General features: G+C 46.8%; 13 protein-coding genes. 7 read left to right on the top strand and 6 right to left on the bottom strand.

Annotated features, from left to right (window positions below):
* Positions 1-64 precede the first annotated feature (64 nt).
* The 3 genes from BKE30_RS09100 to BKE30_RS09090 all read right to left on the bottom strand — a co-directional run bounded on the left by BKE30_RS09100 (position 65) and on the right by BKE30_RS09090 (position 2,144).
* Positions 65-1,036 (bottom strand): hypothetical protein, encoded by a 972-nt coding sequence (locus BKE30_RS09100; protein ID WP_076878288.1) that lies wholly within the window; start codon positions 1,034-1,036, stop codon positions 65-67.
* A gap of 247 nt (positions 1,037-1,283) precedes the next feature.
* Positions 1,284-1,535 carry a YkgJ family cysteine cluster protein gene (locus BKE30_RS09095; RefSeq protein WP_076878287.1) on the bottom strand — a complete coding sequence of 84 codons (252 nt, stop codon included), beginning with the start codon at positions 1,533-1,535 and terminating at the stop codon, positions 1,284-1,286.
* Between the two features lie 36 nt (positions 1,536-1,571).
* On the bottom strand, positions 1,572-2,144 hold the full coding sequence (locus BKE30_RS09090) for a thioesterase family protein (protein WP_083698520.1): 573 nt from the start codon (positions 2,142-2,144) through the stop codon (positions 1,572-1,574).
* 304 nt (positions 2,145-2,448) lie between these two features.
* Between BKE30_RS09090 and BKE30_RS09085 the strand changes: the two genes are divergently transcribed.
* Positions 2,449-2,748, top strand: coding sequence for a hypothetical protein (locus BKE30_RS09085; protein WP_076878286.1), 300 nt, complete (start codon positions 2,449-2,451; stop codon positions 2,746-2,748).
* Between the two features lie 93 nt (positions 2,749-2,841).
* On the opposite strand, the gene BKE30_RS09080 is transcribed toward BKE30_RS09085, so the two are convergent.
* Positions 2,842-3,429 carry a BLUF domain-containing protein gene (locus BKE30_RS09080; RefSeq protein WP_076878285.1) on the bottom strand — a complete coding sequence of 196 codons (588 nt, stop codon included), beginning with the start codon at positions 3,427-3,429 and terminating at the stop codon, positions 2,842-2,844.
* Between the two features lie 329 nt (positions 3,430-3,758).
* Between BKE30_RS09080 and BKE30_RS16015 the strand changes: the two genes are divergently transcribed.
* The 3 genes from BKE30_RS16015 (at position 3,759) to thiO (ending at position 6,367) form a co-directional block, all read left to right on the top strand.
* Positions 3,759-3,926 (top strand): hypothetical protein, encoded by a 168-nt coding sequence (locus BKE30_RS16015; RefSeq protein ID WP_158073181.1) that lies wholly within the window; start codon positions 3,759-3,761, stop codon positions 3,924-3,926.
* A gap of 285 nt (positions 3,927-4,211) precedes the next feature.
* Entirely contained in the window at positions 4,212-5,225 is a 1,014-nt protein-coding gene (hemB, locus tag BKE30_RS09070; RefSeq protein ID WP_076878283.1) for a porphobilinogen synthase, read from the top strand.
* A complete protein-coding gene (gene thiO / locus BKE30_RS09065) occupies positions 5,225-6,367 on the top strand; it encodes a glycine oxidase ThiO (RefSeq protein WP_076878282.1) in 1,143 nt (380 codons plus the stop codon). The genes hemB and thiO overlap by 1 nt, the downstream gene beginning before the upstream one ends.
* Here thiO and BKE30_RS09060 read toward each other — a convergent pair.
* Both BKE30_RS09060 and dsbD read right to left on the bottom strand, forming a co-directional pair.
* The gene (locus tag BKE30_RS09060; protein ID WP_076878281.1) at positions 6,359-6,982 is read right to left on the bottom strand and encodes a 2-hydroxychromene-2-carboxylate isomerase; all 624 of its coding nucleotides are present in this window, start codon (positions 6,980-6,982) and stop codon (positions 6,359-6,361) included. The genes thiO and BKE30_RS09060 overlap by 9 nt on opposite strands.
* 87 nt (positions 6,983-7,069) lie before the next feature.
* The gene (gene dsbD / locus BKE30_RS09055) at positions 7,070-9,193 is read right to left on the bottom strand and encodes a protein-disulfide reductase DsbD (protein WP_076878280.1); all 2,124 of its coding nucleotides are present in this window, start codon (positions 9,191-9,193) and stop codon (positions 7,070-7,072) included.
* Positions 9,194-9,910: 717 nt separating this feature from the next.
* Between dsbD and BKE30_RS09050 the strand changes: the two genes are divergently transcribed.
* The 3 genes from BKE30_RS09050 to BKE30_RS09040 all read left to right on the top strand — a co-directional run bounded on the left by BKE30_RS09050 (position 9,911) and on the right by BKE30_RS09040 (position 13,123).
* Complete coding sequence (locus tag BKE30_RS09050; protein ID WP_083698518.1) at positions 9,911-10,912, top strand: TIGR04086 family membrane protein; 1,002 nt, start codon at positions 9,911-9,913, stop codon at positions 10,910-10,912.
* Positions 10,913-11,151: 239 nt separating this feature from the next.
* Positions 11,152-11,568 (top strand): hypothetical protein, encoded by a 417-nt coding sequence (locus tag BKE30_RS09045; RefSeq protein WP_076878279.1) that lies wholly within the window; start codon positions 11,152-11,154, stop codon positions 11,566-11,568.
* Positions 11,569-11,830: 262 nt separating this feature from the next.
* Complete coding sequence (locus BKE30_RS09040) at positions 11,831-13,123, top strand: exonuclease SbcCD subunit D C-terminal domain-containing protein (RefSeq protein ID WP_076878278.1); 1,293 nt, start codon at positions 11,831-11,833, stop codon at positions 13,121-13,123.
* Positions 13,124-13,132 lie beyond the last annotated feature (9 nt).

Genomic DNA, 13,132 nt, shown 5'->3' with positions numbered 1-13,132 from the left:
AAGCCCTGAGTAGTTCAGGGCTTTTTTATGCGATTTTTTTTAGATCATTTATTTTTAAATTTGGTTATTTCCAGGCAACCACCGTGGCGCCAGCTGGACAGGAGCCAACCGCACTAAAAGTATAAGTTGCACTAACGCCACCAATACCTGAAGAAAACACCTGCAAGGCGCTACCTAATGCACCATTGGCGGCACCACACACGGTATTGGTTGGGAAATTGGAATAACAGACTTTCTGGGAAACATTTTGTCCGGCTACTTTCACGTCAACGCCCACCAGACAGTTCTGGCCTGAACCCGGGATACCACCGCCATCAACCACCCATGAATAGCCCGTGGTGCTGATCTGGTAATTCCAGGAAAACTCGCTGCCATTAATCATGTATTTTACGTTACAGCTACTGACATTACAGTTGCTAAAGCCTGAAATCTGCACCTTGTCCAGCACTGCATCAAAACCACTGCCATTGGCCTTGAATTCGTAGCTAAAAATATTAAGCTTTTTGGCATCAATACTGACGGCAGCAAACTGGCTGCTCAGGTTGGCTGCCACTTTTTTGGCGGCGTCTTCAACCTTGGCTGCTGTAACCACGCTGTTTTGCTTGTCCCAGTCTTTATACAGCGCATCCAGGCTGGCCTGACCATTGGCAGCAAATATTGCCTGCGTAGTGAGCTGGTTCACATTGACCTGAGTTTTGGCATCCATAGAATAGGAATATAGCGTGACGGCCTGATCACCGGTTTTATCATTATATGCTTTAATCAGGTATGGCCCACCCTTAGGCGCTGCCACCTCAAAAGTACCATCCAGCTTAATATCAACTGCTGTGGATTCCTTGCCATCCTTGTTTTTGACAACTATCTTACCGACAAATGGCTTGCCTGTAGCTGCGGTGCCCTTAATGGTTTCAGTACTGGCCGGTGCCGGGTTAGCAGTACTGTTGTTATCATCATTGTCGCTACCACAGGCAGCCAGACTCAATGTAGCGCCAACACAGACGGCAAGTGTTAGTGCTTTAAAATTTAATGGTTTCATCAGGGCATCCTTTTAGCTATGGGCATGTCATCATCAGCACCCCAGGCACTGATTAATGTGACTTACAGCAAATATTAAGGAAGGCCTAAAAAAACACTATCCCCTGTTCAGGGGGTCAGAGGTCATTTTTAATAAAGTTTGGGCCAGATGAAGAGTTATCTAAACATTGATCAATAAAATGTTTTAATACTGATCAATAAAATGTCTTAATACTGATCAATAAAATGTCTTAATGACTTTATTCGGATCAGGAAGTCAGTTTTTCCAGTTCATTCAGATAATCAAAAGCGGCGGCATTGTTATTGCCACACATTCGTTGTTCCGGTTGTAATGAACCACATACTTTTGGACGCCCGGGATGACCAAAAATCTTGCATAAATTCTGCGCATCCAGCTGAATACAACGTACACCGGCTGGCTTACCCTGAGGCATACCCGGAATGGGGCTGCTGATACTGGGCGCAATGCAGCATGCCCCACAGCCCAGACGGCAGTTCATATCGTACCGCCTGTTTTAAACTTCGCTGCTTTAAGACTAATAGGCATAAGAGGCAATGCCAGTAGCAATGAGCTTGCCTTCATCATTGTGCATATTCATGCGTGTGGTACAGCCCTTGCGTCCCATGCGCAATACTTCGGCTGAACCAATAAACTGCCTGCCACGGCCTGGTGCAATATAGTCAATCCGCATATCAACAGTAGCCAGCCGGGTTACCTTTTTCACCGTATCGGCAATATGATCCTTGTCCGCACGCTTGTATAACTCACCCATGGCCACAATGCCGCCAATACTATCCAGGAGTGTCGCGGCCACACCGCCATGCAGAATCTGAAAAGCCACATTGCCAATCAGGCTATCATCCATGTCTACAATGCACTTGATGTCCTGCCCGTCCAGTACCATTTTCATGTTCAGATGATGAAAAAACGGTGAGGTATTAAAGGCACGGCAAAGCTGTTGCAACACCACATCAATCTTGATTACCCCGGTAGTGGTAATGTCGCCGGTCCAGCTACTTTTATGCGCTGGTGCCGCCTGCTGAACAGGAACAGATTGAGGCTGCTGATGCGCTTCAGCTATTGATGAAGAATTAGATTGTTCCGACATGAAAATTCCGCAATGTTGGCTCACAAGAGGCGGTATTGTAATGTAAACTTCATCACAATTTAAAACTCTCTAATTTAAATTTTAACTGACTGAAATTTATTTAGTTATTTTCAATAATTTTTATCCTATCTTGTATTTTCTGGTTTTTGGAGTGTTTTTTAGGCTTAAATACAGCCTATTAATATCATTTATCCTAGCATTTACCCTGTCAGTTTAGCGTCATTCTGTGACGTTATTGTGCAGCAATGGGCTGGTATAAACTATCCATTGGCCTTATTAATTTACTTCAAGAAGGAGTAAAGCAATGGGTAAAAAATTGTCAGGCAGGACGTTAGCGGTAAGTCTTATTCCAAACCGGCTACACAAAACCGAATTTGATCCTGAATGCAACCTGAATGTGCGTTATCCATTTTGTGATGATGATCAGGTGATGCTGTCTTTTCATGAAGTGGTGGATATGCTGGAACGGGCCCGTGAAGTGGGCAAGCTAGAAGCCAGTGCTAGCCAGCAAGACAAATCTATAAACTATCTTCTTGCTTTTGGGCAGCCTGCCACTGCGCGACTGGTTAAAATCACCCGGCGACTGCTCAAAAAAGCCAGTTAACCCAGCACTACTTTTAAAAAATCCAGCAAAAAGGCCCGTTTAACGCGGGCCTTGGGTCATCCTGATAAGCAATTGTTGACCGGGATTTAACCGCTACTGATAGTAAAGTAGTGAAAAATTAATATAGCCAAGATGGCTTAATATCATAAATACCAGCCATGCAACACCAATCAGGGCCAGCGTGCCCAGCATATAATGCCGAAAACTGGCATGCTTTTCCGCTACGCTAACCGCAGGCCTGCCTGTAATTAATTCGCTGGAATCAGCATAAGTCATGACAATGGCCATAAACTCATCCAGCAATTCGCCTTGCAGCAGATAAGGATCAAAACGTTCCCAGCCATGGCGGGCAAAAAAAGCCTGAACCAGTGGATCATTCTGGGTGTATTTCATTTGCCAGCTATTAAATTTCTTTTGCGGCGCTTTTTCATTGTAGATTAATTGCTGATTATGATGATGCGGATACGCCAGCACATCAGCCTTAAGCTGTTCCATGCGCTTTGCATCGCTTTCAAAATAATGGAAAAAATGATCATTACCATAAAACAGCAGGCCTGTAATGTCCCCCCGCTGGAAGTAAGTCATGGCATCTTCGTTAAACTGACTTAAAATATCCCGCTTAACCAGCGGACTGGCATCATTAATAGTGCTGACAAAGACAACCTGTTGGTATTTTTGCATTTTCTCTCTTGATGCATGGCTGGGTTAAGGGTTTTACCGCGCCGCAATCTTACTATATTGTGGGTTTAACGCCTATCAACTGCTTATTTATTTTTTAGATAAATTAAACAAAGATTATATTTAAAGATGATATTCGAAATCACTTACTGTTTTTAAAGTTTACTTTTAATCCCGTAATTTTGAAAAAAACTACATCAAATTACGTCAATTTACTCAATTGCCCGAAGGGTCACATTTTTCTGCTGTTGAATAATTAATAACCCCCGTAAGGTGAAATTATTAAGCCGCTCTTAATCTGGTTAATGGGTGCATCAACTGGAGCCAACCCCGTGAAGATTAAATCTGAACTGTGCAATAAATGTGGTAAAGAGCTGGATGCGGGTTATTGCCGCGAGTGTGATGCTGCTACAGTCGGAGGGACTGGCCGGATTTTTATTATTAGTAATATTATCCTGATTGCTTTGGTAGTGGCTTATATTTTTATTGATCTGATTTAAGTTGATGTTGTTTCAATATGATGCCAATAGGTTGTAGCGCTGTTTACAACTAAAAGTGATTTAAACCCATAACAGGTTAATTAAACAGCATTGAACCGGCCTTTAATGGTGAGGGTTTCACTGGAACAAAATCTGCAACTCCTGAATTCACCAATAGTTTTAACCACTTGCAAAAATAATGGCGACTGGCTTAAACACAACTGCAATTAATGCCAACATTAAATAAATAAAACAATATGTTATGCTTGCACCCGAGTTAATTTTCATGTGACCAGAGTGCCTGCCATGAGCTATTCGTTTAATCGCGCCCCCTTTCCTGCCACCCGTTTACGCCGCGTACGAAAGCACGATCACATTCGTGAAATGGTGACTGAGCATGAGCTACTGGCCAAGCACCTTATTTGTCCGGTATTTGTATTACCCGGCCAAAACCAGACGCAGGATATTCATAGCATGCCCGGTGTTCAGCGCCTGTCTGCCGATTTATTACTCAAAAAAGCGGAAACCCTGCTTAGTCTGGGTGTCAGTAAACTGGCACTGTTTCCGGTTACCCCACAGCAAGACAAGAGTTTACACGCCAGCGCGGCATGGCAAGCAGATGGACTAGTGCAAAATACCATTCGCCTGCTAAAAAAAGAGCTACCGGACATGGTGCTGATCAGTGATGGTGCCCTTGACCCGTATACCACGCATGGGCAGGATGGCATTATTGATGACACCGGTTATGTCTTGAATGATGAAACCGTAGAGGCATTGGTGAAACAGGCTTTAAGCCACGCCGAAGCAGGCGCAGACATTATTGCCCCTAGCGACATGATGGATGGCCGTATTGGTGCCATCCGGCAGGCACTGGAGCACCATGGTTTTATCTATACCAACCTGATGGCCTACTCGGCCAAATATGCCTCGGCTTACTATGGGCCATTCCGTGATGCCGTGGGCAGCGCCAGTAACCTTAAAGGTGGCCACAAGAAAAACTATCAGATGAATCCGGGTAACCGCGCCGAAGCCCTGCATGAGGTTGCACTGGACTTACAGGAAGGCGCAGATATGGTGATGGTAAAACCCGGTCAGCCCTATCTGGATCTGGTGCGCGAAGTCAAGGATACCTTTGGCGTGCCAACTTTTGTTTATCAGGTGAGCGGTGAATATGCCATGCACATGGCCGCCATTCAAAACGGCTGGCTCAGTGATGCCGTTATTCTGGAATCATTGCTGGGCTTTCGGCGTGCCGGGGCCGATGGCATTTTGACCTACTTTGCAGAAACTGCCGCCAGAATGCTTAAAGGCCTGAATTAATGAAGGTACTGATTATTGGTGGCGGAGTTATTGGCCTGCTTACTGCGCTAGAGCTGTCACAGGCAGGCTGCGAAGTCACCTTACTGGACAAGCAGGATTTTGGGCAGGCCGCCTCATGGGCAGGCGGTGGCATTTTGTCAACCATGTATCCCTGGCTTTACCCGGATGCAGTTAATGGGTTGGCACGTTTTGGCAAAGCCATGTACCAGCAATGGCAACCGCTGCTGCAACAGGCCACCGGGCTGGATATTGAAATTAATCCGTCTGGCATGCTAATTCTGGATGAAGCTGATTTTAATACTGGCCTTGGCTGGGCGGCGCATGACCATGATCCACAGCAAACGGCACAATTGTTAACTGATTCAGCACTGCACAGCATTAACCCAAGATTAAATTCCAGTATTTCCCAAGGTTTGTGGTTTCCCGAACTGGCCAATATTCGTAATCCTCGCCTGCTCAAGACCCTGATTGCATTTTTAAAACTGCAACCGAATGTCAATATGCAGGCGTTTACTACAGTACAGCGTTTTGACATTAAAAATAATCGCATTAGCGCTGTCGTGGATGAGCATGGCAAGCGCTGGCAGGCAGATCAGTATGTCATTGCCACAGGTGCATGGTCTGGTTTGCTGAGTGAACAGTTTGACTGGCAAGTGCCGGTTAAGCCCATTCAGGGACAAATGATATTATTCAAGGCACCCGCCCAATGGCTGCCGACCATGGTGATGCACCAAGGTATTTATCTGATTCCCCGGCTGGATGGACATATTGTCTGTGGTTCCAGTACCGACGACGTGGGGTTTAATACCGATGTAAATATTGAAACCGGACTAAAACTTCAGCAAACCGCTTATCGGCTGGCTCCTGAGTTACAGGACATGCCTCGTGTTCATGCATGGGCGGGCTTGCGGCCTAGCGTGCCGGATGGGGTGCCTTATATTGGTCAGGCGCCCCTTGGACAGACTTCACAGCAAAGCAACTTATGGCTGAATTGCGGACATTTTAGAAATGGACTGGTGATGGCACCCGCTTCTGCCCGGCTTTTAAAGCAGCAAATGCTGGGTGAAACATTAATGGTTGACCCGACAGCTTACCTGCCTGCCAACCGTTTAGGCCAAAACCAGCCGTTTAAATTAATGTAATGTCACGCTGGCTGGCAACTTGCCATGTGCGGCAAAATAAATCGCCTGTTCCAGTCGGTCATTGCCCCAGAACGGCTCATTACCCACCATCATGAAGGGCGCGCCGAACACATCCTGCTGCAATGCCTGCTGGGTTTGCTGCTTTAATTTTTGCTTGCCGTCATCACTGTTGGCTTCGGCAATAATCTGTTCACTGTTCTGGCCCAGTTTTTCCAGAATTTGTGCAATCAGTTCGCTATTGCCAATATCCTGATCATCGGCAAAATTGGCTTGATACACGTTGCGGACAAAATCTCCAATCCACGGGCTTTGGGCATAATTGGCAGAGATCCGTGCAGCCAGCATACCATTGCGTGGAAAAGTAGATGGTCTCTGATACGGCATATTCAGGCTGGCACAAATACGCTGCATGTCGTGCCACATGTAATTTCCCTTAGCTGGAAAAAGCTCGTTAGGCGTGGTTTTCCAGCCATACTGCTGAAATACAGCACCCAGTAAAAACACCCGCCAGCGTACTTTAACCCCGGCTTGCGCAGCCAGTTGCTCTACCCGCATGGCTGCCGGATAAGAATAAGGACTGGCATATTCAAACCAGAAGTCCAGTGTTTTCTCCATTGCTAAGTTCCTTGTATGATGGAAGGGTGGGAAACGATTTTTGCTTAACGCTACTGCACCAAGGCAGCTTAATACCGATTAGCACTCTTAATGGGCACGCTGCTGCAAGATTTGCTGAAATTCATCACGCGTGGGTTCACCCAGTACCTGTTCCACCAGTTGGCCATTCTGGTACAGCAAAATGGCCGGTGGCCCAAACAGGTTAAGGTTTTTTAGCACAGCACGGCTGTCTGCATTGGTTTGCGTTACATCAAGTTTGACCCGTGTCCAGTCCTGTAATTCAGGCACCGGATTTTGCAAAAACAGCTCACGTTCAACAATTTTGCAGGCAATGCACCAGTCTGCTGTTAGCTCAACCAGCAAGCGTGGATGCTGTTGCTGATACTGCGATAATTGCGCGGTGGTATAAATGACTTTTACTGACTGTGGCGTACTGTTTTTTTGCAACAGCGGTGCTAATGGCCGTAATGGATCGGTTGCACCAAGGCCTGCACCAATCACCTGCATGGCAGCCCAGATGCCTACCACAATGCCCAGTGCCTTGGTCAGCATTCCACCACGACCCGCCCAGTACCAAAGCCACAGGGCAAAAAATACGCTTAACACCGCCCATAGCAGCAGCATCCATGGGCTAACAAAAACCCGATTAAGTAAAATCAGTGCGACGGCAAATAGTAGTAAGCCAAAACCGCGACGTACCCAGTTGAGCCAATTGCCTGCTTTGGGTAAAAAGCGCCCTTCGGTTGCGCCCAGAATCATGAGTGGCACACCCAGCCCCAAGCCCAGACAAAATAATGACAGGGCACCCAGCCATGGATTTCCCACTGTAGATACCGATAGCAAAACACCAGCCAGCGGCGCAGATAAGCATGGCGATACAATTAATGCTGAGAAAAAACCAGCCACCCAGCAGCCAAAAATACTGCCCGACCATTTGCTGGCCTGACCATATTGCCCAACCTTTTCGATACGGCCACGGATAAAAGCAGGCAGGCGCAATTCAAACAGCTCAAAACTGTGCAGGGCCAGCAATACAAAAATCACGGCAAAACCAATCAGAATGGCAGGATGCTGTGACCATGCAATCAGGTTAATCTGATGGCCAAACGCTGCTATTAGCGCGCCCAGTAGCGCATAGCTACAAGCTACCCCAACCGCATAAGCCGCGGCCAGTAAAAAGCCGTGCCCTGCTGAACGGCGATGCTGGGTGGCCACCAGATTGGCCACAATGGGCAGCATAGGTAACACGCACGGGGTAAAGGCCAAACCCAGACCCGCCAGAAATAACAGGCCCAATGCCAGTAAAGTATGGTCTGCCAAACCAAATGGATCGCTGATCATGCTATTGACTGAGCTGATAGGCGCAGGCTGATTTGGCGTTATGGTAGTTGCAGTTTCGGCATGCGCACTTGTAGCTGGCAGCATTTCTGGCAATGGCGTTGCCACAATCGGCGGGGCATCACCTAATGCAGTGACCTTTACATTAGTTTTACTCTCTAAAGCTGTTTGCGCCTTGGCATTATTTGTTGAGGTTATAGCTGGCGTATCGGGTACTGCTGGCTGGGTTTTATTGGTCTGGGCTGTTGCAATATCGGCCTTTGCATTAGCTTGAACTGAAGAAGCCTTGTCTTTTTGAGTGTCAGTTTTAGTGGCAGGCTTGGCATTGATGATGCGGGTTTGAAACTGCTCTGGCGGATAGCAGACACCAGCCTTGGCACAGCCCTGCCAGCTCAGCGTAAGTGTGCCACTACCCTGCACAGGAACCGTCAGACTTACATCCTGATGAAATACCGGCACACGACCAAATTCAGGATCATTTTCAAATTCTGGCTGCTGGTTAAAGCTAATTTTACCCACGGTTAAGCCAGAGCTAGCCTGAACAGCAAAACGCTGCTGGTACAAATAATGTCCCGGTACTACGTTGGCCTCAATAATGACCTTGTCGGCAGCTTGCAGGGCAGTAAACTGAAAGGCCTGTGTTGCCGATAAAAATGCTGGTTTGCCAGCCTGCTGGCCCAGCAATGTCTTGGAACGGCCAAACGAACCACTATTGTTATTCTGGCCAAATACACCAGATGCAGGCACTGAGGTGTTATTTTCAGTGGATGGCGCTGCTGGCGACTCAGCCCAGCCTGTGCTGTAAATCGTCGTACAAGCCAAAACCACCAGTAGCCTCAAGGCCAGCCCGCCAAACCCGGTTTTTAACAACATTAAGCAAACATCCTGCGTCTTCATTGTTTTATAACAGGCTGCGAGTATAAAAAACAATGATGGCTTTCCACCAATGAATATTTCTGTGTTTTGTTAATTCATGGCTTTATTCAGTGTCTTATTCATCATTCATAAAAATATTTTTTATTTTCTGCAAAAGGCTGTCAACCCTTTGTGTACTTGTGGCGTTATATAAGGGAATCACCTCTAGATTTGTTTGATTTTGCTCTGTGTCATCGATGGCATCCTGATATAGGGCTCTTTTATTTGTTGTGGCATCCATTCTTCTGGAATGGGCAGCAAATCTTGGCGGCTGGCCTGAAACTCTCACATGCGCAAGCAGGGCCAGCCGTTATTTTTAATTTTTATTCTAAAAAAAATTGATTTCAATTTTATTCTTATACAGTAACGTATTAAACCAGCCTCTATATCGTTAACGCTTTATAAGTGCATCGTTTTATTTCAAATAGTTCTATTGAAATGTTTCCTGCCTTTCTTAAATCATTTTATTAGAGCTATTCGTATTATCCAGTTACTGTTTAACTCAACTATTTCAAAATGTAATGCTAAACCTTCAAAAAGTAAGCATGTGTTACAGGCAGCCCTTTTGAAACATTTTCTTAACGTTTCGCCCCAAAACTAAAACATTGTTGTCGTAATTCAATGCGTTAAATTAATTTTACCTTCTTAATTTATTTGACCGATGGATGATGACTTATGGAAACTCCAAATCAACATACCAATGTTCATCATGACCGTGTAACGGTGAGTGATATGCCATTGTGGTACAACCGCGTTTCGTGGGGTGCGATTCTTGCAGGTACTGCCGTTGCCCTGGCCGTTCAGGTACTGTTAATGCTGCTGGGTACAGCCATTGGCATGACCACCATTAATCCGGCCAGTGAAGCGAATCCTATGGATGGACTGGCTACCGGTGGCCTGATCTGGTGGACAATTACTTCCATTATTGCCATGTTTATTGGTGGCTGGGTAAGCGGCAGACTGGCAAACGGTACGCCAGCTGATGGGCTAATGCATGGTGCTATGGTATGGGCACTGTCTACTTTGCTGATTACCACTGCTATGGGCCGTGTAGTGACTGGTGTCGGCACCATGGTTGGCCATGGTCTTGCACTGGGTACTACTGCAGCGGTGACTGCTGCTGCCAATAATGATTCACCAGATGAGGCCATGCGTAGCAATGGATTTAATCTGGACAATATCCGCCAGCAAGCTGAAACCCTGTTGCGCCAGACCGGCAAGCCAGAGTTACAACCTGAAAACCTGCGCGCGCAAGCTGAAGATGTAGCTGATGATACAGCCACTACCGCTCAGGCCAATGCCAATACGGCACCTGCACAGCAAAATGCCAACGTAGACCAGTTGCTGCAAAACCTGTTCCGCGAAGGTCAGGATACCGTACAGGCTGTTGACCGTGAAGCCATGGTAAACGTACTGGTTGCCCGTGGTCAAACGCAGGCTGAAGCCGAGCGTACTGTGGATGGCTGGATTGGTACTTACCAGACTGCTCGCCAGCAATTAAAAGCGGCTGAAGCCAAAGCCCGTCAAGCGGCTGAACAGGCTGCTGAAACTGCTGCCAAAGCGGCAATGTGGGCCTTTATTGCCTCACTGCTGGGTGCAATTGCTGCTGCCATTGGTGGCCGCATGGCAATCCGCACTGTAGAAACTACCCGCGTAACTACAACCCGTAACCACTAATACGGGGATAAGGGTTAATCCTTAGCAGGCAACAACCTGTTAAAAAGCGAAGCTATTCCCGGCTTCGCTTTTTTGTATTTGAGATAAGCTTTGCCATGCTGGACATATAACTTTTCACGATCTCACAAATTATAATCATTTCAGCTTATTAGTTTACTTTTTTAAAACTTTAGCGGGTTGAAGCCCATGCTTTATGGCCTTAGGCTGTTTACACCATATTAATAACGAGGTAAGGCACAATGAAACTACCAGTACTTGTTGGTATTGCGATGTTGGGCAGTGTTGCAGTAAGCAGTGCACAGGCAGCCCCTATGGGTGAAACATTCCAGTACAATCCGTCCAAACTTCAGCAAGTTTGCCGTGGCAAGTCACAGGGTGCTCCGGTGTCCATGGCCATGAATGGGGTAATTTTTAACGGCACCTGTGAATATCGCTATGTTCCTAATTCGCGCAATGTGCGTAACATTGACCCTATGGAAGCAGATCAGGCTTGTAGTGGTCAGGCCAATTCTTCAGTAACGGCCACGGTGGATGGCAAGCAAGTTGCTGGTAAATGTGCGCTGGCATTTAAAAACATTGGCCCAAGCGGCAATATGTCTACTGACATGTCCGGTACAGGCAGTATGTCAGGCACAACCAATATGACAGGCCAGTAATTCCAATTAAATTACCAGAATGTATAAATCCTAAATATCTAAATCCAGAACGTGTTAATAAAGCTTTTTGGTAAATTCAGGCCATGCTGCAGGTTGATGCGCATGGCCTGAATTTTATCTGTAGTTTTTGTGCTAACCAGTTTATTGGTTTATTCCATAAAAATCCCTGTTGCTTAAAATTCTACTGCTTTGCCATAGCCCAGTTTTGCTAAAATCTGTTAGCCTTAAACCCAGATCACCCGGACAATGCGAACCAAGGGATATGCTGCATTTTTTTCACACCTCTGACTGGCATCTGGGACAGTTTTTTTATAATCATTCCCGGCATTATGAGCACGAGTGTTTTTTAGGCTGGCTGCTCGAGCAACTGCGTGAGCACCAGCCGGATGCACTACTGATTGCTGGCGATATTTTTGATGTGGTTAATCCTTCCACGGCTGCCCTAAAGCAACTCAATCACTTTATTGCACAGGCACAGGCGCAAGTCAGCCATTTACAAATCCTGATGATTGCAGGCAACCATGATTCGGGCCACCGGCTGGAACAGGTTGAGCCACTGCTGACCAAATACAACACTCATGTGGTTGGCCTGATTGAATGGCTGGACGACAACACCCTCAACTTTGACAAGCTGTTGCGTCCTATCTATAACGCACAGGGTGAAGTTTGTGCCTGGTGTATTGCCCTGCCCTATTTACGACCAGCTGAAATTACCGGCAATGGACAGGATTACCAGCAAACCGCACAGGCCACCGAAGCCCTATACCAGCAATTAATTGATGAAGCACGCCGCCGCAAGACCAAGGATCAGTCACTGGTACTCATGACCCATGCGCATATGCAAGGTGGCACCAGCTCGGACTCCGAACGTCCGATTGTGGTGGGTAATGCCGAAGCACTCTCGACCCAACTGTTCCACGACGATATTCAATATGTTGCGCTGGGTCATTTGCACCGGCCACAACGCATTGAACACGAGCATATTCGCTATAGTGGCTCACCCATTCCCCTGTCGTTTAGTGAAGTCAATTACAAACACCAGATTGTCAAAGTCCAGCTAAAGCCAAATACACCAGCCGTAATTCAACCACTGCATGTGCCGCGCCGGGTGCCCTTATTTAAAATTAAAGGCACGCTGGATGAAGTGCTGCAAAAAACCAGAACACTGGAAGCCAGTAATCCCTTGCCACTGGCGCAACAGGCTTTTGTGGATATTGAATATTATAGTGAGATGCCGCCGCCACCGGATTTCAGGCAGCAGGTTGAAGCTGCCTTACCCCAGGATAATTACCGGCTGGTGCGCTTAAGCCGTATGGCCAAACCACTGGCCCGGCAAACGGTATCCGATAGCGAAGATGTATCAACACCAATCGCGCCACCTACGCCGGCAGAACTGTTTCAGCAACTGTGGCAAAAGCTGGGTTTTGTGGAAGACCCACAAGTGCTTAAGGATTTTCAGCAACTTTCTGCCCAAGCTGAAAATCCAGATGATCAGGACACGGCTCAGCCTGTAAAACGTCAGCCTGTCATCCCTGCTCCACCAGACGCTGTATGACACAATACC

This window comes from Alkanindiges hydrocarboniclasticus (genome assembly GCF_001982605.1).
Taxonomy (GTDB): Bacteria; Pseudomonadota; Gammaproteobacteria; order Pseudomonadales; family Moraxellaceae; genus Alkanindiges; species Alkanindiges hydrocarboniclasticus.
Note: the sequence above shows the minus strand (reverse complement) of the source record. Positions and strands in the feature narration are given on the sequence as shown.